General features: G+C 64.4%; 18 protein-coding genes and 3 pseudogenes. 10 read left to right on the top strand and 11 right to left on the bottom strand.

The annotated features are described in order from the left end of the window. Positions 1-536: 536 nt before the first annotated feature. A complete protein-coding gene (locus ACEWX3_RS03585) occupies positions 537-1,133 on the bottom strand; it encodes a TetR/AcrR family transcriptional regulator (protein WP_105387578.1) in 597 nt (198 codons plus the stop codon). Between the two features lie 113 nt (positions 1,134-1,246). Here ACEWX3_RS03585 and ACEWX3_RS03580 point away from each other — a divergent pair, with 113 nt between their 5' ends. Continuing rightward, positions 1,247-3,022, top strand: coding sequence for an acyl-CoA dehydrogenase (locus ACEWX3_RS03580; protein ID WP_105387579.1), 1,776 nt, complete (start codon positions 1,247-1,249; stop codon positions 3,020-3,022). Positions 3,023-3,075: 53 nt separating this feature from the next. Here ACEWX3_RS03580 and ACEWX3_RS03575 read toward each other — a convergent pair. From ACEWX3_RS03575 to ACEWX3_RS03550, 6 genes and pseudogenes are all read right to left on the bottom strand, one after another. After that, positions 3,076-3,367 (bottom strand): annotated as a pseudogene (locus ACEWX3_RS03575) (IS256 family transposase); the annotation flags it as partial. A 206-nt stretch (positions 3,368-3,573) separates the two neighbouring features. Next, positions 3,574-5,205 carry a long-chain fatty acid--CoA ligase gene (locus ACEWX3_RS03570; protein WP_099250438.1) on the bottom strand — a complete coding sequence of 544 codons (1,632 nt, stop codon included), beginning with the start codon at positions 5,203-5,205 and terminating at the stop codon, positions 3,574-3,576. A 34-nt stretch (positions 5,206-5,239) separates the two neighbouring features. Next, the gene (locus ACEWX3_RS03565) at positions 5,240-5,644 is read right to left on the bottom strand and encodes an SCP2 sterol-binding domain-containing protein (protein ID WP_006438776.1); all 405 of its coding nucleotides are present in this window, start codon (positions 5,642-5,644) and stop codon (positions 5,240-5,242) included. A 48-nt stretch (positions 5,645-5,692) separates the two neighbouring features. Then, positions 5,693-7,192, bottom strand: coding sequence for an aldehyde dehydrogenase (locus ACEWX3_RS03560; protein ID WP_087140121.1), 1,500 nt, complete (start codon positions 7,190-7,192; stop codon positions 5,693-5,695). A gap of 317 nt (positions 7,193-7,509) precedes the next feature. Then, a complete protein-coding gene (locus ACEWX3_RS03555) occupies positions 7,510-8,616 on the bottom strand; it encodes an NDMA-dependent alcohol dehydrogenase (protein ID WP_099250439.1) in 1,107 nt (368 codons plus the stop codon). A 186-nt stretch (positions 8,617-8,802) separates the two neighbouring features. Then, on the bottom strand, positions 8,803-9,507 hold the full coding sequence (locus ACEWX3_RS03550) for a response regulator transcription factor (protein WP_099250440.1): 705 nt from the start codon (positions 9,505-9,507) through the stop codon (positions 8,803-8,805). Positions 9,508-9,542: 35 nt separating this feature from the next. On the opposite strand from ACEWX3_RS03550, the gene ACEWX3_RS03545 reads away from it, so the two are divergent. The 4 genes from ACEWX3_RS03545 to ACEWX3_RS03530 all read left to right on the top strand — a co-directional run bounded on the left by ACEWX3_RS03545 (position 9,543) and on the right by ACEWX3_RS03530 (position 14,222). Next, a complete protein-coding gene (locus tag ACEWX3_RS03545) occupies positions 9,543-10,874 on the top strand; it encodes a sensor histidine kinase KdpD (RefSeq protein WP_301161362.1) in 1,332 nt (443 codons plus the stop codon). Positions 10,875-11,343: 469 nt separating this feature from the next. After that, positions 11,344-12,606, top strand: a complete 1,263-nt coding sequence (locus ACEWX3_RS03540; RefSeq protein ID WP_105387583.1) for a cytochrome P450 — start codon at positions 11,344-11,346, stop codon at positions 12,604-12,606. Beyond that, positions 12,606-13,880: an NAD(P)/FAD-dependent oxidoreductase gene (locus ACEWX3_RS03535; protein ID WP_301161361.1), complete on the top strand. Its 1,275-nt coding sequence runs from the start codon at positions 12,606-12,608 to the stop codon at positions 13,878-13,880. Before ACEWX3_RS03540 ends, ACEWX3_RS03535 begins: the two co-directional genes overlap by 1 nt. A gap of 21 nt (positions 13,881-13,901) precedes the next feature. Beyond that, entirely contained in the window at positions 13,902-14,222 is a 321-nt protein-coding gene (locus tag ACEWX3_RS03530) for a 2Fe-2S iron-sulfur cluster-binding protein (RefSeq protein WP_105386639.1), read from the top strand. Here ACEWX3_RS03530 and ACEWX3_RS03525 read toward each other — a convergent pair. Further along, positions 14,219-14,734 (bottom strand): annotated as a pseudogene (locus ACEWX3_RS03525) (ATP-binding protein); the annotation flags it as partial. The gene ACEWX3_RS03530 and the pseudogene ACEWX3_RS03525 overlap by 4 nt on opposite strands. 57 nt (positions 14,735-14,791) lie before the next feature. On the opposite strand from ACEWX3_RS03525, the gene ACEWX3_RS03520 reads away from it, so the two are divergent. The 5 genes from ACEWX3_RS03520 to ACEWX3_RS03500 all read left to right on the top strand — a co-directional run bounded on the left by ACEWX3_RS03520 (position 14,792) and on the right by ACEWX3_RS03500 (position 17,457). Beyond that, the gene (locus ACEWX3_RS03520; protein ID WP_208674132.1) at positions 14,792-15,070 is read left to right on the top strand and encodes a hypothetical protein; all 279 of its coding nucleotides are present in this window, start codon (positions 14,792-14,794) and stop codon (positions 15,068-15,070) included. Between the two features lie 41 nt (positions 15,071-15,111). After that, positions 15,112-15,288, top strand: a complete 177-nt coding sequence (locus tag ACEWX3_RS03515; RefSeq protein WP_301161697.1) for a hypothetical protein — start codon at positions 15,112-15,114, stop codon at positions 15,286-15,288. 202 nt (positions 15,289-15,490) lie between these two features. Next, complete coding sequence (locus ACEWX3_RS03510) at positions 15,491-16,147, top strand: recombinase family protein (protein ID WP_369323037.1); 657 nt, start codon at positions 15,491-15,493, stop codon at positions 16,145-16,147. 104 nt (positions 16,148-16,251) lie between these two features. Then, positions 16,252-17,253, top strand: a complete 1,002-nt coding sequence (locus tag ACEWX3_RS03505) for a zinc ribbon domain-containing protein (protein WP_301161695.1) — start codon at positions 16,252-16,254, stop codon at positions 17,251-17,253. Positions 17,254-17,259: 6 nt separating this feature from the next. Next, positions 17,260-17,457 carry a helix-turn-helix domain-containing protein gene (locus ACEWX3_RS03500; RefSeq protein WP_105386886.1) on the top strand — a complete coding sequence of 66 codons (198 nt, stop codon included), beginning with the start codon at positions 17,260-17,262 and terminating at the stop codon, positions 17,455-17,457. 36 nt (positions 17,458-17,493) lie between these two features. Here ACEWX3_RS03500 and ACEWX3_RS03495 read toward each other — a convergent pair. From ACEWX3_RS03495 to ACEWX3_RS03485, 3 genes and pseudogenes are all read right to left on the bottom strand, one after another. Continuing rightward, positions 17,494-17,697: pseudogene (locus ACEWX3_RS03495) on the bottom strand (IS3 family transposase); the annotation flags it as partial. A gap of 16 nt (positions 17,698-17,713) precedes the next feature. Further along, positions 17,714-18,793, bottom strand: coding sequence for an IS110 family transposase (locus ACEWX3_RS03490; RefSeq protein ID WP_374158694.1), 1,080 nt, complete (start codon positions 18,791-18,793; stop codon positions 17,714-17,716). A gap of 332 nt (positions 18,794-19,125) precedes the next feature. Beyond that, positions 19,126-20,301: an IS30 family transposase gene (locus ACEWX3_RS03485; RefSeq protein WP_120313166.1), complete on the bottom strand. Its 1,176-nt coding sequence runs from the start codon at positions 20,299-20,301 to the stop codon at positions 19,126-19,128. Between the last annotated feature and the right edge of the window lie 13 nt (positions 20,302-20,314).

Raw genomic sequence — 20,314 nt, 5'->3', positions numbered from 1 at the left:
CGGGCATGGTTGCCCACCTTCGGTGGTCGTCACTGGCGGGAAACGAACAACCAGGCAATGCTCGCCAAGGTACTCAGCGGGATCGTCGTGCGGCGTCACCGCAGTCACACGTGGGGGCGGCAGCGCCCGGGGCCTCCACCGACGCTCGACGAAATCCGCCACAAGCAAATTGATCTCGCCGAACGATCCTTCGCGCTACTGTCGCCTACCAGGGGTGATGGGACCACCTTCCCGCCGGCTGCAACACAACGACGACGCGCGAATCCGCACTGTATGCCGAATCAGAGTGATTTGGTCCCCCACCCGGCCTGCGGGTCACGATTGCTGATGGTTGCGGTCAGCGCGTTGATGGTCAGTGCGGGAGTCTGGTTGGAGTCGTCGACGAACCGAAGAACCATCGGCATAATGTATCCAGGACCACCGCGCAGTGCACCTTGCCATTATAGGTTCCGCGGATGGTAATGTCGTTGATTTACAACCGCTTTGGCACATCTCCTCGCACGGCTCGCGTCATATATTCAACGAGACGCGGCACTTTAGCGCACCAGACGTTCGGCGATGTCGGCGTACACCGCACCGAGTTTGTGCGGGGAGCTATGCTGCCGCGACGGGAACCAGCGGCAGACATCGACGCATAGCGACGAGATCGCAACCACGACATCGTCGCCACACTGTGCATGGAACTCGCCGGCGTCGATCCCGTCGGTGATGATGGCGCCGACATACGCCATGGTTTGGCGCCGCAGCGCGGCGATGGACCGGTAGTGCGACGGGGTCAGCCCGTGGAGTTCGTGGTGCACGACGCGCGCCTTCTTGCGGTTCTCCGCATGCCAGATCGTGAAGGTCGCTACCACCGCCTTGAGCCGTTCGGTGTGATTACCGGCCGCGGCCCTGGCCTGCGCATCGGCGCCCTTGATGGCCTGAAGCAAACTGCTGTGGCCGTCGAGGGCGATCGCGTAGAGCAGTTCTTCCTTCGACGCATAGTGGGGGTAGATCGCAGTGGCGCTCATGTTGAGCCGTTTAGTGATCTCCCGCGTCGAGCTGCCGCCGTATCCGGACTCGGCAAAGACCTCGATCGCCGCACACAGGATCCGCTCCGCGGCGGCGGACGAGGCGAGCCGGTCGGTGGTCATGGCGTGTGAAACTGTACCTCGTTCGTTGACAAGCCCGGCACATCATGCGACATTAACGCACGCTAAGAATATTAGCGCTCGCTAATGTTTTCGTTTCGCGAAAGGGTTCCCCGATGGCCGACTTCATCTCCCGGCGTGACGTCGACTTCCTGCTGTATGAGTGGCTCAACGTCGAAGAGCTGACCGAGCGCAGCCGCTACGCCGAGCATTCGCGCGACACGTTCGACGCGGTCTTGGACCTGTCCGCCGACATCGCCACCAAACGCTTTGCCCCGCACCGCAAGAAGGGCGATCAGGTCGAGCCCACCGTCGGCCCAGACGGCAAGGTCGTGCTCATCGACGAGATCAAGGATGCCCTGGACACCTTCGCTGAGTCCGGGCTGCTGGCCGGGTCGTTCGACGAGGCCGTCGGCGGTATGCAGCTGCCCGCGGTGGTCTCCGAGGCGGCCATGACGTTCTTCCGCGCCGCCAATCCCGCCACCACCTCCTACCTGTTCTTGACCATCGGCAACGCGAACCTGCTGGTCGAATACGGCACCCCCGAGCAGATCGACGCGTGGGTGCGCCCCATGCTCGAAGGGAAATTCTTCGGAACCATGTGCCTATCCGAACCCGAGGCGGGGTCGTCGCTGGCCGATATCACCACCAAGGCCGTGCCCGCCCGGGACGGCACCTACCGGATCGCCGGCACCAAGATGTGGATCACCGGCGGTGACCACGAGCTCACCGAGAACATCGTGCACTTGGTGCTAGCCAAGGCTCCCGGCGGTGGCCCCGGCGTGAAGGGCATCTCGCTGTTCGTCGTGCCGAAGTACCTCACCGACGGCACCCGCAACGACGTGGCGCTCGTCGGGCTCAATCACAAGATGGGCAATCACGGCACCACCAACGCCCTGCTCAACTTCGGCGACGGGACGCATCGACCCGCGGGCGATGCCGGCGCGGTCGGCTACCTGGTCGGCGAGGAGCACAAGGGCCTAGCGTATATGTTCCACATGATGAACGAGGCGCGGGTGGCCGTCGGGCTGCAGGCCACCGCCACAGGATACGCCGGGTACCTGGCCTCGGTCGAATACGCCAAGGCCCGCACCCAGGGCCGCCCGGTGAACGCCAAGGACCCGTCGTTGCCGCAGGTGGCCATCATCGAACACGCCGACGTGAAGCGAATGCTGCTGGCGCAGAAGGCCTATGTCGAAGGTGCGTTGGCGCTGGGCCTTTACTGCACCCGCCTGGTCGACGAGCAGCGTTCGGGCACCGAACCCGACAGCGCCCGCGCCCACCTGCTGCTGGAGGTGCTGACGCCGATCGCCAAGAGCTGGCCGTCGCAGTGGTGCCTGGAGGCCAACAGCCTGGCCATCCAGGTGCACGGCGGCTACGGCTACACCAAGGAGTTCGACGTCGAGCAGGCCTACCGAGACAACCGTCTCAACGCCATCCACGAAGGCGCACACGGCATCCACGGCCTGGACCTGCTGGGCCGCAAGGTGGTTATGCACGACGGCGCCGGGCTGACACTGCTGGCCGAGCGGATCACCGCGACCATCAACAAGGCCGAAACGCACGTCGGCACAAGGCAGCATGCCGATGCCCTGCGCGGTGCGCTTACCCGGCTGGTCGACATCACCGGCACACTGTGGGCTGCCGGTGATATCTCTGTGACACTGGCGAATTCGACGCTGTACCTGGAAGCGGCCGGCCATGTGGTGATGGCGTGGATCTGGCTGGAGCAGTTGCTGGCCGCCGCGGACGGCAACGGCGACTTCTACGACGGCAAGCGTGCCGCGGGCAGATTCTTCTTCACCTATGAACTGCCCAAGGTCGGCCCCCTGTTCGATCTGCTAGCCAGCCTAGATACCTCGACGGTGGATGCCGTACCAAGCTGGTTCTGATACCGCTACCCAGAAACCAGGGTCAGGTGGACTCAGTAACGGGGACTCGCCACCAACACCTCGGTCGAGCTGAACAGCTCATAGGGGGCGATCGCCACCTCCCGAACCCATCGGCGGCCCGCACCCGCGAACGGGACGCCGGCAGCCAACGACCGCCCAATGTCACCGAGGCGCGTTCCTGGCCGTGTCGCACCGCCCTGCGGGCCGCATCGTGGCGCCCGTCGGGCCGGCCAGCCGAGCACGTCGGCTTCCATCAGCTCCCACATGACCTGCAGTGTCCGGCATCCACCGCCATCGCAGCCGACCTTCCTGCACTTTCTCGGCGATCTCTGCCATCGCCACACTGATGGTCGGGTACGCGGCGACGGTCGCACCCACAGACGCCAACGATCAGGCGATGTTGACGGCGCGTCGCTGTCGCTGACGCGGTGATCGCGTGCGTGGTTGTGTCAGCGGCTTAGCTGCGATGGATGCTGCGCAATTGCCAGATCATCGTAGTCATCCTGCAAAGGGGGACGAAAATGGTCGCGCGTCAACGCTGCAGTTAGCAGTCACCGCACCGTGGTGATGCTGAGCTTGCCGTCCGCATGGTAGGCGCGCAGCAGCTTCTTGTCGAACTTCCCTACACTGGTGCGGGGAACCTGCTCGATGAACGTCCACTGTTCGGGAAGCCACCATCGTGGAACCTGTTGGGCCAGCCAGGATTTGATCTCTTGGGGCGCAATGTGGAGTCCATCCTGCAGCACGACCGCAGCGAGGGGGCGTTCTTGCCATTTTGGGTCGGGCACGCCGATTACCGCCGCCTCGAACACGGCTGGGTGCCCGGTCAGGATGTTCTCTAGTTGCACCGATGAAATCCATTCGCCGCCGGATTTGATGACATCCTTGGCACGGTCGGTCAAAGTCAGAAAGCCGTCGGCGTCGATGCGCCCGACATCCCCAGTGCGCAACCAGCCGTCGTGGAATTTGTCGTCGTCGGCACCCTGGTAGTACGCGCCTGTTACCCAGGGCCCGCGGACTTCCAGTTCCCCCACCGCTTGACCGTCGTGCGGCAGCACTGAACCGTCATCGGCGACGAGACGCATCTGGACTCCGCACACGGGGCGGCCTTGGGTCGTTCGCATCTCCTGTGCCCGCTCGGGCGGTGCCGTTGCCGACGGGCGTGCGATGGCGGCCAGCGGCGAGGTTTCGGTCATTCCCCAGGCCTGCAACACCGTGACGCCCAGGCGCTCCTCGAATGCCTCTATCAAGGCGCGCGGCACCGCGGAGCCGCCACAGACCACCAGCCGCAGCGATGAGAAGTCGCAGGTGCCGACGCGTCCCGTGTGGGAGAGGACGTCATTCCAGATTGTCGGTACGGCGCCCGCTATGGTCGGGCGCTGTTCGTGCACCATCCGGCTGATCGCCTCGGCCTGCAGGAATCGGTCGGGCATCAGCAGGTCGGCCCCTGCCATCAGCGCTGCGTAGGGCAGCCCCCATGCGTTGGCGTGAAACATCGGCACGATCGGCAAGACGCGATCGCCCTCGCCGATGCCCAGCCCGTTTGTGGTGCATGCGGCCATCGAATGCAGGTATAAGGATCGGTGGCTGTACACCACCCCTTTGGGGTCGCCGGTGGTGCCGCTGGTGTAACACATTGCCGCTGCGGAGGTTTCTTCGACTGCAGGCCAAGGGAACTCGTCACCCTCAGCGGCGAGCAGCTCGTCGTAATGGGCTACTTCGGGGCCGTTGCCCCGCAGCAGCTCGACAGCATCGCCGCCGCCAGTGACCACCACCGCCCGCACCGAGGGCGCATCCGCCAACAGCGGGGCCAGCAGTGGCGTCAGGGACGCGTCGACGATGATGACCGTGTCTTCGGCGTGGTTGACCACGTAGCGGATTTGATCGGCCGAGAGTCGGATATTGATCGTGTGCAGGACAGCACCCATGGCGGGTACCGCGCAATAGGCCTCCAGGTGTTCCTGGTTGTTCCACTGGAACGTGGCGACGCGGTCGTCGCCGGTCACACCGAGACGTCGCAGCGCCAAGGCCAGTTGGGCCGACCGCTGGCCGATCTGCCGGTAGCTTGCAGCGCGAAGGCCCTGTTCGGTGGCGCTGATCACCTGCTTGGCGCCGTGTACGCCGCTAGCATGCGCCAGGATCGAGGCGACCGACAGCGGAGCGGCCTGCATGGTGGAGTGCATCAGCGATTCCGCCCGCCACAAGCGATGTCGACCTTCACAGTTCGAGGTCGCTGCGGCCGTCGGCGGCCAGCATCGCGGTGTAGGTGGGAAAGAGCAGTTTGGCGGTGGGGACGAGCTTGATGACTTTCTGCACCGGGCCCTTGGCGCGGACCTGACCCTTGGCCATGGCCAGCGACAGGTTCACTTTGCCCTGCCAGAATCGGTTACCGGTGTCTGCCGACATGAACAACTCGACATCGGGTGTGATGTCGGTGGCGCCGGCGAGCACTGTTGCGTTGGGAAGGTCCACCGTCACAATCGCCTCGGGATCGGTGTAGTTGATTTGCAGCACAACACCCGAGGCGGACAGCTTGGGCCCGATGTCGGGATCTGCTAGGCCCTTCTCGAACACCCCGCCGATGTATTTGTGCACCTCTGCCTCGTCAGTGAAAACGCCCATGGCGGTGATCCTTTCGTGTCGTTGATCGCCAAAGCTGGAAGATCCGGGCTAGTCCAAGCCGATCCACACGGACTTGGTTTGGGTAAAGCCGAGCAGGGACTCCTCGCCAAGATCGCGCCCGTATCCGGACGCCTTGTAGCCACCGAACGGTGCCGCGGGGTCCAACACGTTGTACAAGTTGACCCACACAGTGCCAGCCTGAAGCTCCCTGGCCACTCGGTGCGCGCGTTTGAGGTCGTCGGTCCACACCCCCGCTGCCAGTCCGTACGCGCTGGCATTGGCCCGGCGCACCGCCTCGGCTTCGTCGTCGAAGGTCAACACCGACAACACCGGCCCGAAGATCTCCTCGGTGGCGATCGTCATGGCGTCGTCGACGTCGGTGAAGATGGCCGGCGTCAAGAAGTGGCCGTGACTCAGTGCGCCGCCGGGTCGCTGGCCGCCGCAGAGCAGGGTGGCGCCTTCCTGGGTGCCGGCGCGCAGGAAACCTTCAACGCGGTCGCGCTGGGTGGCTGAGACCAGGGGCCCCATCTCGGTGCTGTCATCGAGGCCGTGACCGAGCTCGATCGCCCGGGCCGCGGTCTCCAGCTCGGCGAGCAGTTCGTCACGCACGTCGCGGTGAACGAACAGGCGCGACCCTGCACAACACACCTGCCCTTGGTTGAGGAAGATGGCGGCCAGTGCCCCCTGGGCCGCGGCTTTGAGGTCGGCATCCGGGAAGACAATGTTGGCTGATTTGCCACCCAGTTCCAGGGTGAGTTTCTTGATGCTGGGTGCGCTGGCGGTGATTATCCGGCGACCGGTTTCCGTCGAGCCGGTGAACGACACTTTGGCCACCCGGGGGTCTTCGATGAGGGCCTGACCGGCGGAAGAACCGAGCCCGGTGACCATGTTGAGCACACCCGGAGGTAGTCCTGCCTCGAGAGCGATCTCGATCAGCCGCAATGCGGTCAGCGAGGTGTGCTCTGACGGCTTGAGCACGACCGTGTTGCCGGCGGCCAGGGCGGGCGCCACCTTCCACGACGCGATCAGCAGCGGAAAGTTCCACGGCACGATCGCGCCGATGACGCCCAGCGGTTCCCGTTGCGTATACACCAGTGCCTCGCCCACCGGCGGTGAGACGGGCAGGGTCTGGCCGCCAAGTTTGGTTGTCCAGCCACCGAAGTAGCGCCAGATTTGACTGACCAAGCCGATATCGATGTACAACGATTCCGTCAGCGGTTTGCCGTTGTCGAGCGTCTCGAGAGTGGCGAGTTCCTCGGCATGCGCCTCGATCGCGTCGGCGACGTCGAGCAGTATCCGGCCGCGGGCGGCCGGGCTCAGGCGACGCCAGTGTTCAAATGCCTCGCTCGCCGCGTCGACCGCCCGCGCCACGTCGATCGGACCACCCGCTGCGATGGTGGCCAATACGGCGCCGGTCGCCGGATCGGTGGTCACAGCCTCGGCTCCGTCGGCGGCCCCAAGCTTGTCAGCCCCGATGACGATGCTCGCCGACGCACCACGCAAAAACGTTTGCAGCGTCTCAGGTATGTCGATTGATAGCGTGGTCATCACAATTCCTTTGTTTGTCTGCATGTTTGTTGAACAGCGCGGCAAGCCCGCCGCGCTCTAGGTGGGCGCTCTGTGCAGTGTCCGGTGATGACTCACCGGACTCGGGTCTAACATGGTCACGGCCGGGATTGTCCGACTACGTTCCGTTCACCGGCAAAAGACGTCGATACGGCAGGTCTTGGTCACCGACTCTTCGCCAGCGGTGTCCATGTGGTGCGCATGAGTCTCCTGGAGCCGCTACGTTTCCCGGGCTCAGCGCGCGAACCATGCCCGAATCCTGGTCTCGCGAACGGCTAGGTGACCGTCCGAAGGCCCACTCAATAGCGGATGACGCCGCGGATATTTCTGCCCGACCGCATGTCCTCATAACCCTGATTGATGTCCTCCAGGTCGTACTCGGTGGTAATGAGTTCGTCGAGCTTCAATTGGCCGAGAGCGTAGAGCTCCAGCAACCGCGGAATATCGTGCTGGCCGTTGGATGAGCCGAATAGCGATCCACGGATCTGCTTTTCATATAAAGTCAGCTCGAGAAGGTTTGTCGTGATAGTGGTTTCCTCCGGGTGTCCGATCGCGGTGACCACGACGCGACCCCGCTTACCGATGAGACTCAGTTCTGGACCCACCTCGGCGCCCTCAGCGACACCGGTGGTGACGATGCAGACATCGGCAAGCCTGCCGCGGGTCAAGTCGCTGATCGCGTTCCACGCCTCATCGATCGATGAGGCGGTATGCGTGGCACCGAACTCATAAGACTTGGTGCGCTTGAACTCAACTGGGTCCACCACCATGATCATGCGGGCACCGGCGATGCGCGCTCCCTGGACCGCGTTCATGCCGATGCCGCCCGCCCCGATGACCACGACCGCGTCTCCCGCCCGCACCTCACCGGTACGCACTGCACTCCCGAAACCGGTGGTCACCCCGCACCCCACCAATGCAGCGGTATGCAGGGGAATATCGTCATCGATCTTGACCACCGACGCGGCAGGAACGACGGTGTACTCCGAAAACGTTCCGAGCAAACACATTTGACCGACGTCTTCGCCCCGCGCGTGAAAACGGTAGGTTCCGTCGAGTTGCGGTCCCAGCATCACCGCGGCGCCGGAGTCGCAGAGGTTCCCGATGCCGCGGGCACAGTAGGAGCATCGCCCGCAAGCGGGCAAGAACATCATCACGACGTGATCGCCCTCGGCGATATCGGCGACATTGGGTCCCACCGCTTCGACAACGCCAGCGCCCTCATGCCCGCCCACCAGAGGGTATGGAAAGGGAAGGTCGCCAGTAACGAGGTGCTCGTCGGAATGGCATAGACCGCTGGCGGCCAACTTGACGAGCACCTCGCCCTCACCGGGCGGATCCAAGTCGATTTGCTCCACCTGCCACTTCTCGTTCTGGCCCCACAGAACCGCAGCCTTCGTCTTCACTATTGATTCTTCCTCACATGTTTGATGTTGTGTGCCCATCGTCACAACGATGTGGCGCACACACCAGGGCCGCCCGTGCCATCAGTGGCCCACGAGTGCCACGCAGATCGAGCACGCCTCGCGCAGCCTTGCACGGCTCTCAGAGTCAGCTGCATGCGACCAGATTCGCGGCGCTCACTAACGCAACTAAAGTTTGGGCGAACGGGCCAGGCGCCGAGCCTGGTAATCGCTGATGTCTAGCAACCCGAACTTGCCCGCCAAGGCAGCAGCGCTGATCCGGTTGCTTACGCCAAGCTTATTTAGCAGCGTGGCCACCATGCGCTTGGCGGTTCGTTCCGAGACCAGCAATCGGTCGGCCATCTCCGCGTTCTCCAGCCCTGCCGCCAGCAACGTCCACAACTTCAGGTCCTGATCGGACAAATGCTCTAGCACTTCACTCGGGGGTCGGCGGGTCTGGGTCAGGAGGTCATCGAGGACGGCGCCATCGACAACCCGCATGCCTTCGGCGATCGTCCACAGAGGGCCTGCCAGCGCTTCGGGCCGTGCGGTCTTGGGCAGGAAGCCGTCGGCTCCGGCACGCAACGCTTCTTCGGCCAGGTCGAGATCATCGGTGCCCGACAGCGCGAGGATCCGGGTCGTGGGGCTACGGCCCTTGATGTGGCGGATCGCAGCCAGTCCTCCCAGCGGGGGCATGGTCAGATCAACGATCGCGACGTCAGCGGCGCAATCGGCGACGAGGTCGGCCGCCTCCTCGACATAGCTGGTTTGGCCCCCCACGGTGAAGATGTCCCCCCATTCGCGGGTGAGCAGCAAGGCTAGTCCCTGCGCAAACAGTTCGTGGTCATCGACGATAGCCACGACGATCCCTTTCCGGCCGCCGCTAGGCTTCATTGTGACGATGTTAGCCGCACCCCAGGATAAGGTCGATGAGACTGCATAACCGGGTCACCGCATTTGTCGACGGTGACGAATACGGACTGGCTCGCGTTGTGGTGGCAGTCCGGATGGCGGTAGTGGCGTCAGTCGGGGTGCTGGTGCTTGTGGGACCCGCCTGGGTTCGCCAGCACGTGCCCGCGGTTGTGGGCATTCTGATTGCGGCGACGGTGTACGCAGTGGTGCTGCTGGCCAACCCGAAATTCGAGGCGCGCCGCACCCGGTACTCCTGGGCGGTCGCCCTGGCTGACAGTGCCATCACCCTTGCCTGGATCGCCGTCACCGGTGGACCGCATAGCCCGGTGGTGGCGGTACTTCCCCTGGTCGTTATCGCATCGGCGGCCCGGCTGTCATTCATCGAGACTCTGCTGTTATCGACGCTTTTGGGTCTGGCGTACACCGCGGTGATCGTGCCCTCTTCATCGATGCCAGCAACGGCGCCCACCCCTTGGCTCCAGGCCAGCTGGTGGGCGTTGTATCTGTTGTTCGCGGCGGTTCTCACCGCGGGCCTGTCTACCTTGGCGGAGCGCGAACACCGCTCCAGACTGCGCGCTCTGGTCGAAGCCGAGACCCAGCACGCCGCGGCCGAGGAGGAACGCGATCTGCGTTCACGGCTGCTCACCTCTTACCAGTCCCAACAGGACGGGCTGCAGGTGCTGGTGCACGAGTTCCGCACCCCCATCGCCTCGCTGGAGGCACTTCTCGATGCACTGGCCGGCATCTCACCGATGACGGACGCCGACCGCAGCACCAGCCTGCAGCTGGCCAGCCGACACACTCGCCATGTCGTCGACATGCTCGACGCACTCTCCGACGTCGCGCTGAGCCGACGCCCCACCTTTTCTGGGGGCAGGGTACGCCAAGTCGACGTCGCGGACATCGTCACCGCAGCAGCCGATGCGGTAGGCCTCACTGCGCCACGCCTACAGCTTGCGATGACCGCCGACCTGACTGCTGTCGCGATCAACGCCCAGGGATTGCGTCGGGTGCTGACCAACCTGCTCGAAAACGCAGCCCGCCACGGCCGCGGCGCCCCGGTCGACGTCACGTGCAGTCGACACGGCAACGACCTCGTCATCGCCGTCGCCGACCGTGGCCCCGGAATCCCCGACGAGGATCTGGGAGAGCTGACAGCAAAGTACGTCAGTGCCGGCGGTCAGCGCGGCACCGCCGGTCTGGGACTATGGATCGTGCAGCAGATCACCGACGCAATGGGCGGTCGGGTGAATTTCGCCGCTCGCGCTGGTGGTGGGCTCGTCGCGACCTTCCGTGTTCCGCTGATCACCGCGCCGCAACCAGACCCGCCCCCCGCTCCGCGCTGGTAGTCCGGACAACTTTCCGCGGGCCTCGTCGGCCAGACGTCGGCGCCGCCAACGGCACGCAGCCCACTGGCCCACGCTGGCGTGATCATGGGAACGAAAGGGCGGCAGTCACCATCGCAATCACGATTCGCAACGTCCGGCGCAGCATGACGATCGGCTCCAGCCCGTCTGCGTGGGCACCGGATCGCCCCGGCAGCAACTTCGCCGATCGGCGGTAACTCGAATGTCCGGTGCGGCTCACGTCCGCATCCGGCCTCTTCCCGACGTGGCCCGCAGGGGTCATGACGTGGCCCGCGGGCCACTTGTCGTCGGCCTCGCCACTTATCACCCTTAATGGTGTTGAGGGTCACATTAAGCCGCGCGGGGTGCACGTCGAGGTGGAACAGCTCGGCGCGCACAACGGTTGGGGCGAGACATGTTTCCGCTCATGCGCCCATTTTTCTGTAGAGCACCAGGTTGAGAAGGGACCAACATGACCGAAATGACGGTGGCCGCCAACGACGCGACGAACGCGGCGTACGGGATGGCCTTGGAGGACATCGATGTGAGCAATCCCGTGCTGTTCCGGGACAACACCTGGCATCCCTATTTCAAACGCCTGCGCGAAGAGGATCCGGTTCACTACTGCAAGAGCAGCATGTTCGGCCCCTACTGGTCGGTGACCAAGTACCGCGACATCATGGCAGTCGAGACCAACCCGAAGGTGTTCTCGTCGGAGGCTAAAAGTGGCGGCATCACCATCATGGACGACAACGCCGCAGCATCGCTTCCCATGTTCATCGCCATGGATCCACCGAAACACGATGTCCAGCGAAAGACCGTGAGCCCCATCGTGGCGCCCGAAAACCTTGCCACCATGGAATCGGTGATTCGCCAGCGCACCGCGGACCTCCTCGACGGATTGCCGATCAATGAAGAGTTCGACTGGGTGCATCGGGTGTCGATCGACTTGACCACCAAGATGCTGGCGACGCTGTTCGATTTTCCCTGGGACGACCGCGCCAAGTTGACGCGCTGGTCGGACGTCACCACGGCGTTGCCCGGTGGCGGGATCATCGATTCTGAAGAACAGCGCATGGCCGAGCTGATGGAGTGCGCGACGTATTTCACCGAGCTGTGGAACCAGCGCGTGAATGCCGAACCCAAGAACGATCTCATCTCGATGATGGCCCATTCGGAGTCAACACGACACATGGCGCCCGAGGAATATCTCGGAAACATCGTGCTGCTGATCGTCGGCGGTAACGACACCACCCGCAACTCGATGACCGGCGGTGTGTTGGCCCTGAACGAATTTCCCGACGAATACCGCAAACTGTCCGCCAACCCGGCGTTGATCAGCTCTATGGTGTCGGAGATCATCCGGTGGCAAACACCTCTTTCGCACATGCGTCGGACGGCACTGGAAGACATCGAGTTCGGCGGCAAGCACATCCGCCAGGGCGACAAAGTCGTGATGTGGTATGTGTCCGGCAACCGGGACCCCGAGGCCATCGACAATCCCGACACGTTCATCATCGATCGCGCCAAGCCCCGCCAGCACTTGTCCTTCGGGTTCGGCATCCACCGCTGCGTCGGCAACAGACTCGCCGAACTACAGCTCAACATCCTGTGGGAAGAAATCCTTAAACGGTGGCCGGACCCACTGCAGATCCGGGTTCTTCAAGAACCGACCCGCGTGCTCTCACCCTTCGTCAAGGGCTACGAATCGCTGCCCGTGCGCATCAACGCCTGATGATCCACACCGGCGTGACCGAAGCCGTTGTGGTGGTCGGTGCCGGCCAGGCTGGCGCACAGACAGTCGCCAGCCTTCGACAAGGAGGGTTCGAGGGGCAGATCACCCTGCTCGGCGACGAGCCGGCGCTGCCCTATCAGCGCCCCCCACTGTCGAAGGCCTTCCTGGCCGGCACCCTCCCGCTGGACCGCCTGTACCTACGCCCTGCGGCGTTCTACCAGCAAGCCCACGTCGATGTCATGGTCGACACTGGGGTGAGCGAGCTCGACACCGAAAACAGACGCGTCCGGCTCACCGACGGCCGCGCTATCAGCTTCGATCACCTAGTGCTGGCCACCGGCGGCCGCCCCCGCCCGCTGGCCTGCCCTGGTGCCGATCACCCCCGCGTCCACTACCTTCGAACAGTGACCGACGTAGACAGGATCCGCTCCCAGTTCCATCCCGGGACACGGCTGGTCCTGGTGGGCGGCGGTTACATCGGCCTCGAAATCGCCGCGGTAGCCGCAGAACTCGGGTTGACCGTGACCGTCCTCGAAGCACAAACCACCGTCTTGGCACGGGTCACCTGTCCGACGGTGGCCCGCTTCTTCGAACACACCCACCGGCGAGCAGGAGTGACGATTCGGTGCGCAACCACAGTCACACGCATCCACGACAGCTCGTCCACCGCACGCATTGAACTCGATAGCGGCGAGTACATCGACGCAGACCTCGTCATAGTTGGGATAGGATTGCTCCCCAACGTCGACTTAGCCTCAGCAGCTGGGCTGACATGCGAAAGCGGCATCGTCGTGGACAGCCGTTGCCAGACAAGCGCACCTGGCATCTACGCAGCCGGTGACTGCACCCAGTACCCGAGCCCCATATACGGCCGACCACTTCACCTCGAGTCGGTGCACAACGCCATCGAACAGGCCAAAACGGCCGCCGCAGCGATCCTCGGCAGAGACGAGCCGTTCCGTCAAGTGCCCTGGTTCTGGTCAGACCAGTACAACATCAAACTACAGACGGCCGGCGTCAACGAAGGCTACGACGACGTGATCATCCGGGGTGATCCGGCCTCAGCATCGTTTGCAGCCTTCTACCTGCGCGCCGGGAAACTGCTGGCCGTCGATGCAATCAACCGGCCGCGCGAATTCATGGCGTCGAAAACCCTTGTCGCCGAACGCGCAGAGGTAGACCCGACGCAGCTCGCCGACGAGGGCCTCCCCCCCACAGCCCTTGCGGCGGCGGTAAGAGCCCCCACCCGCGCAACGTCCCCAACCTCCCTCTAACCCACTGATAAAGGAATCGAAATGCCAAAGATCACCTACATCGACTACACCGGTACGAGCCGCTGTGTTGACGCCGAAGACGACATGTCACTGATGGAAATCGCCGTCAATAACAACGTGCCAGGCATCGACGGGGACTGCGGCGGGGAGTGCGCGTGCGCGACATGCCATGTGCACGTCGATGCAGACTGGTTGGACAAACTGCCGCCCAGCAGCGACCAAGAGGTGTCAATGCTGGAATTCTGTGATGGCGTAGACCACACATCCCGACTCGGCTGCCAAATCAGAATCTGCCCGACTTTGGATGGCATCGTCGTACGGACACCAGCTGCACAACACTAGCTACCCCGACCCTGCGGGGGTTCTGCGGTGCCGCGGTCGTTGATGGCCGCGTTTGACTGTTGGTGGCGGGTGCCGGTGGTGGTTCGGCGCAGGGTGTCCGCGGCGGCCTGGTGGTCGCGTAGGCGGTAGGACTCGCCGTCGAGGTTGATGACGATCGAGCGGTGTAGTAGGCGGTCGAGCATGGCGGCTCCCACGGTGGTGTCGCCGAGGATCTCACCCCATGCAAAAGGCAGGTTGGAGGTCAAGATCAGCGAGGCGTGTTCGTAGCGGCTGGAGACGAGCTGGAAGAACAGGTTGGCGGCGTCTTGTTCGAAGGGGATGTAGCCGCCCTCGTCGACGACGAGCAGCCCGATGCGGCGCAGCTTGGCCAGCTCGACGGGCAGACGTCCGGCGTGGTGGGCGGTTTCGAGGCGGGCGACCCAGTCCACGGCGGTGGCGAACGCGACGCGGTGGCCGGCTTGAGCGGCCTTGATTGCCAGTCCGATCGCCAGATGTGTCTTGCCGGTTCCGGGAGTGAAGGCGAGAGACTGCAACAGTTGCGTGCGGTCTTGCCGTGTGAGGTGCGGGTGGTGGCCGAGACGCACCCGTTGTTCGGTCGGTTGCTGGCTGCGAAGTCGTTCAAGCGGTGGAACGGCGTGTTGTTGTTGGTGATCGATTTGCCCGACGGATCGCCGGGGACGATCCGCTGCGATGCCACTGACGTGTTGGGTGTCGTCGAGCTGGGCCTTCGGTCGGTGCTGGACCGTGCCGGACTGCGGGCGCTGCACCGGTTGGTGGTTCAGCTGGCGACGCGCGCCGAAGTCGGCGCGTCGACGGTAAACGCGCAAGTAGGTTCGCCTCGTCCCTGATCGCGGTCACGACTACACGAGAGTGAACCCACTTGCGCGCTATGAGAGTAGCTGTTCCACGCCAGCTTGCCCTTGGGCTGGCCGACTTACCCGTGCCGGCCTGCCGTTGGCAGACGCTTCCCGGAGACACCCGAACCCAGGTGCTGGCGTTGTTGGCCCGGCTGATCGCCCGCGGCGCCCTGGCCGAAGATCCGCACGCCCCGGCCGGTGACCGATGACGGGCCAGACGTCGGCGGGAGCATCGGTACCGACGCTGCTGTTGTCGACTGAGAAGGTCACCGCATCGCATCGTTCCCGAGACGCGTATGTGTATGTGCGCCAATCGACACCGTCACAGATGATCATCATGACGAATCCCTTGCCCGCCGATATGAGTTGCGTGAACGGGCTGTGATGCTGGGTTGACCCGCCCATCAGGTCGTGGTGATCGACGCCGATCTGGGCCGCTCCGGGGCGCAGACCGCGGGGCGGAACGGGTTCAAGGAGTTGGTCGCCGATGTCGGCCTGGCCCGCAACAACGCCGACTGGTATCAACTGCTGGACCTGTGCGCGATTACCGACACGCTGATCGCCGACGCCGACGGGGTGTATCACCCGGCCGATTTCAACGACCGCCTGGTGCTGGGGCTGAAGGGGACGATGTCGGAGGCCGAGCTGCACCTGATCCGGTCCCGGCTGACCGCAGGGTTCAAACACAAGGCGGCCAAAGGTGCACTGCGCCAGGGTCTTCCTGTTGGTTTGGACTACGACGAGGACGATAAGGTGGTGCTCTGCGCCGACGAGGCCGTACGAGAGGCGATCACCACGGTGTTCCGCCGCTTCGATGAACTGGGCTCCGCCCGCCAAGTGCTGATCCGGTTGCGTGAAGACGGTGTGCTGCTCCCGCGCCGGCGCAACGGTTCCAAGCGCATCTTCTGGGCCCAGGCCACCTATCCCGCGGTGCACGACTTGCTGACCAACCAGGCCTATGCCGGGGCGTTCGTGTTCGGCCGTACCCGCACTGAGAAGGGTCGACCCCGAGAGCGGGACCGTGCATTCTCGGGATCGGCTGGTGCCGCGCGCAATGGGAGGTCCTGATCCCCGATCACCATCGCGGGTTCATCACCTGGGAGACCTTCGAGGCCAACACCGCACGGCTGCGGGGCAACTGGCGCCGCCCCCGTGAGCTGGCCGGTGGCGCGGTGCGGGAGGGCCGTGCGCTGCTGCAGGGCTTGCTGCGCTGCGGGCGGTGCGGGCAGATCATGCAGACCAGCTATTCGGGCACCAAGGGCAACTGCCCACGGTATGTGTGCGCCCGCGCCAAACAGCTCTATGCCGGTGAACACGTCTGCCAGAGCATCGGTGGCGTCCGGCTGGAGAACACCATCCTCGATGAATTGTTCACCGTCCTGGAACCGGCCGCGCTGACCGCCACCGCCCAGGCATTGGCCGAGGCCGACACCCACCACCGGCGCGATCTCGCGGTGTTCGAGCTGGGAGTCGAACGAGCCCGCTACGAAGCCGACCGCGCGCAGCGTCAGTTCGACAACGTCGAGCCGGAGAACCGTTTGGTGGCAACGACATTGGAGAGCACACTGGAGACCAAGCTCGCAGCGGTCCGCGCCGCGGAGAACAACCTGGTCGCCCAACGCGCCCGGCGCCCGGTGGCGCTGACCGAACCGGAACTGGCCTGGATCACCACTGCTGGCGCCGACGTGCGGGCGGTGTCCGAGGCGCCCACCACCACGCTGCGCGAACGCAAACAACTCATCCGCGCGGTGATCGACGAGATCGCCATCACCGTGCGCGCCGAGCAACGCGTCGCGCAACTGCGGATCCTGTGGCAGGGCGGTGCCGACACCGAGGTATCGATGCCGATGACAAAGCCCGGCCAGCATTTACGGGTGACCGACGAGGCCACCGTGGCCCTGGTACGCCGCCTGGCCGAGCACTACGACGACCGCACCATCGCCGCGATCCTGGCCAAACAGAAACGCCGCACCGCCACTGGCCTACCGTTCACCCGAGCGCGGGTGGCGATCCTGCGCGCCGGCCACGACATCGCGGTCTACCAACCGCCGGTACCCGATGTCGGAGCCGACTGCGACGATGTCGTGGTGGTCACCATCACCGCCGCCGAACAGATCACCCCCGGCGCACCCTGGCGCATCCGCATCGACCAAGCCCTGCGTGATCGGATCTGACCCGAGGTGCCCGAGGGCTGGCTCGGCCTCGACGAGGCCGCCAAGACACTCGGCGTCGCCCGACAAACCGTGTTGCACAAGATCCAACGCGGCGAGTTGCAACCCGTCCACGTCAACCGCGGACGCCGCAAAGGGCTCCGTATCCAGGTCAAACCCGACCAACATGGACTGTTTGAACCGCCCTGGTCCTACTGGAGGCTCTGATGTGCCCTGGGTTCGGTGGTGTCGCCATACTTGGTTTTAGGCCACGGGTTGGGCGGATTGATGCAGCGGTTCAAACTCTATCGGAGTGCGCATGCCGAGGGCGGAATGGCGTCGTTGGCGGTTGTGGAAGATCTCGAGGTAGTCGAAGATCGCGTTGGCTAGTTCGATTCTGGTCTTCCAGCGTTTGCGGTTGAGTAGCTCGGTTTGCATTCTGCCCCAGAATGATTCGATCACCGCGTTGATGCTCCTATATCCGTCAAGCGGCGCATTCCATGGTCTGCGGGCTCACCCGTAGAGGGCGCATCAGGGACCAGATTTCGCGGGCGAGGAGTCGTTTGAGGCAGCGGATGATCTCGGCTTTGGTCTTGCCTTCGGCTGCGCGCCGAGCGACGTAGGCCTTGGCGGGTTCGTGATGCTGCATCCTGACGATGACGGTGCGGTAAAGCGCAGCGTTGGCCTGGCGGTGACCGCCACGGTTGAGCCGGTGGCGGGTCGTCATCCCCGAAGACGCGGGGATAGGTGCGACGCCGCAGAGTCGGGCCCAGGCCGGTTCGGAGCGGACCCGCTCTGGGTTATCGCCGGCGACGATGAGCATCTCGGCGGCAGTGTCGGCGCCAACACCGAACGCAGCCGAGAGCTGCGGTGCGATTGTAGTGGTGAGTTCGGCGAGCATCTTCTCGTGAGCGGTGATCTCGTCGTTGAGTTGTTGCCAGCGCCGCGCGATGGAACGAAGTGTGTGTTTGGTCGCCGCCTCCACTGTGGTCATCGAACCGGGTCGTAGTCCTGCGCAGCGGTGAATCAGTGCCATCTTTGATAGTGGCTGCAGTTGTTCGCGCAGACCCGCAGGAGCATTGACCAGGACTGCCTTGAGCGAGATCATCGCCGATGTCCGTGCTTTTACCGCAACGTCTTTCGCGACCTTGATGGTGCGGATCATTTCCACCACCCCGTCGGCGGTTTTGGGGATGGCGTCGGCGTGACCGGCCAGCACGGCGCGGGCTGCGTTCTCGGCGTCGAGGAAATCAGACTTGCCCCGCAATCGTCGGTCGCGGCGATCGGTGCGCATCACCTCCACGACACCGATATCACGGCGTCGGACCGCGGCGGTCAATCCGGCCCCGTAGGACCCGGTACCTTCGATGGCGAAGGTCAACAGATGCCCGTGGGTCATCGACCAGTCGATCAACTGGCCGTACCCGGCGGTGTCTGCGGTGAACTTCTCCTTGCCTAGGATTCCGCCGAAGTCGTCGAGGGCGACCGCGACGTGGATGTGCTTGTGGGTGTCGACGCCGATCACGACTCGACCGCGGCGCCGGTTGTGGTTCATGCTTGTCATTGCGACCTTCCAACGTGGGTTGTGACGCTGGCCGGTCGGGTGGACGGGACTGTGATGGGACCTGGTGAGGTCAGGCTCCTATGAGGTCACTGCCCGTCCGGCCAGCACCATGTGGTGCGGCCGCCTGGTGGACGACAGATCAACAGCCAGGACACCCAACCTCGGGGTCAGTCGAAAGCAAGAGTCAGGCCACCAGGCAGCCACGATCATTCTCACAGTCGAAGCTGTCCCCGACGGTACCGATGGAGGGCGCCGCGCCGATCTCGGCGAGCCGTTCACCATAGCGAATCGAGGTGTATTGCCTGGGTTCAACCGGTCCTTGCAACACCGGGTTATTGGAGTGAGCGTAGCTGCTCTTCGAACACCTCGGCAGGTGTCTTCCAGTCGAGGCTTTTGCGGGGTCGATTGTTCAGCGCGAGAGCGACCGCTTCGAGGTCTTCGGCGGACCACCGTGAGAGGTCGGTGCCCTTCGGGAAGTACTGGCGCAGCAACCCATTGGTGTTCTCGTTCGTCGGCCGCTGCCAGGGCGAGTGGGGGTCGGCGAAGAACACCTTCGTGCCCGTCTGGAGAGCGAACTGGGCGTGGCCGGAGAGCTCTTTGCCGCGGTCCCAGGTGAGCGTCTTTCGGAGCTGTTCGGGAAGCTTCGTCATTGACGCTACGAGCGCGTCGTTCATCGCGACCGCGCCGTAGCCGCCCAGCGCGGGACCGTTCTTGACCGGCGGTATCTCGCCATAGCCTTGCAGTCGCGGCAGGTGCACCAGCAGGGTCGAGCGGCTCTTGCGTTCGACGATCGTGCCGATCGCGGACCGGCCTGTGCCGATGATCAAGTCTCCTTCCCAGTGTCCGGGGACGGCGCGGTCTGCTGCTTCTGCGGGGCGCTGGGAGAATACGACGTCGGCGGTGACGTGTCCTTGCGGGCGGTTCTGCGTGCGAGCCCGTGGCTGGCGTAGTGCGCGGCCGGTTCGCAGGCAGGTGACGAGTTCGCGTGTGAGCGCACCACGGCCCTGGATGAACAGCGACTGGTAGATCGCCTCGTGGCTGATGCGCATGGACTCATCATCGGGGAAGTCGACCTTCAGCCGGTGCGCGATCTGCTCCGGGCTCCACGCAGTCGCCCACCGCCGGTCCTGGCGGTGGGGTTTGTTCAGCCCCTTCCATGCGGGCGGCTGCGGCCCGACAACGATGCTCCCGTCCGGGCGGCGTACGTTCCCGGCGAGCCGTTCCTGGACGTACTCGCGCAGCTTGTCGTTAGTCGCGAGCTTGGCCGTTTTCGGCCGTTTCGCCGTCTGCTGGGCCTTCCACTGCGCCACCAGCGCCCGGTACTCCTGCTTGCCGCTGCGCGTGGCCGCGTTGCGGCGCAGTTCGCGGGAGATCGTTGCCGGGTCGCGGCCGATCCTGCGCGCGATCTCGCGAACGCCGATCTGCTTGGCACGGAGCAGTGCGATCTCCTCGCGCTCCTCGAAGGACAAGTAGCGGCCGGTGGGCACGGCAAGCGAGATCGGTGGCATGCCGCCAGCGTGG

The sequence above is a fragment of the Mycobacterium sp. G7A2 genome (assembly GCF_041902445.1).
GTDB lineage: Bacteria > Actinomycetota > Actinomycetes > Mycobacteriales > Mycobacteriaceae > Mycobacterium.
The sequence above is the reverse complement of the archived record's forward strand: the minus strand, read 5'-3'. Positions and strand labels throughout refer to the sequence as shown.

Excerpts from the sequence above, each read along its gene's own strand:
- ACEWX3_RS03545 (WP_301161362.1), top strand. The coding sequence starts at position 9,543 with ATGAGACTGCATAACCGGGTCACCGCATTTGTCGACGGTGACGAATAC.
- ACEWX3_RS03560 (WP_087140121.1), bottom strand. The coding sequence starts at position 7,192 with ATGACCACGCTATCAATCGACATACCTGAGACGCTGCAAACGTTTTTG.
- ACEWX3_RS03530 (WP_105386639.1), top strand. The coding sequence starts at position 13,902 with ATGCCAAAGATCACCTACATCGACTACACCGGTACGAGCCGCTGTGTT.
- ACEWX3_RS03585 (WP_105387578.1), bottom strand. The coding sequence starts at position 1,133 with ATGACCACCGACCGGCTCGCCTCGTCCGCCGCCGCGGAGCGGATCCTG.
- ACEWX3_RS03580 (WP_105387579.1), top strand. The coding sequence starts at position 1,247 with ATGGCCGACTTCATCTCCCGGCGTGACGTCGACTTCCTGCTGTATGAG.
- ACEWX3_RS03565 (WP_006438776.1), bottom strand. The coding sequence starts at position 5,644 with ATGGGCGTTTTCACTGACGAGGCAGAGGTGCACAAATACATCGGCGGG.
- ACEWX3_RS03550 (WP_099250440.1), bottom strand. The coding sequence starts at position 9,507 with ATGAAGCCTAGCGGCGGCCGGAAAGGGATCGTCGTGGCTATCGTCGAT.
- ACEWX3_RS03535 (WP_301161361.1), top strand. The coding sequence starts at position 12,606 with ATGATCCACACCGGCGTGACCGAAGCCGTTGTGGTGGTCGGTGCCGGC.
- ACEWX3_RS03540 (WP_105387583.1), top strand. The coding sequence starts at position 11,344 with ATGACCGAAATGACGGTGGCCGCCAACGACGCGACGAACGCGGCGTAC.
- ACEWX3_RS03570 (WP_099250438.1), bottom strand. The coding sequence starts at position 5,205 with ATGCACTCCACCATGCAGGCCGCTCCGCTGTCGGTCGCCTCGATCCTG.
- ACEWX3_RS03485 (WP_120313166.1), bottom strand. The coding sequence starts at position 20,301 with ATGCCACCGATCTCGCTTGCCGTGCCCACCGGCCGCTACTTGTCCTTC.
- ACEWX3_RS03490 (WP_374158694.1), bottom strand. The coding sequence starts at position 18,793 with ATGACAAGCATGAACCACAACCGGCGCCGCGGTCGAGTCGTGATCGGC.
- ACEWX3_RS03515 (WP_301161697.1), top strand. The coding sequence starts at position 15,112 with ATGAGAGTAGCTGTTCCACGCCAGCTTGCCCTTGGGCTGGCCGACTTA.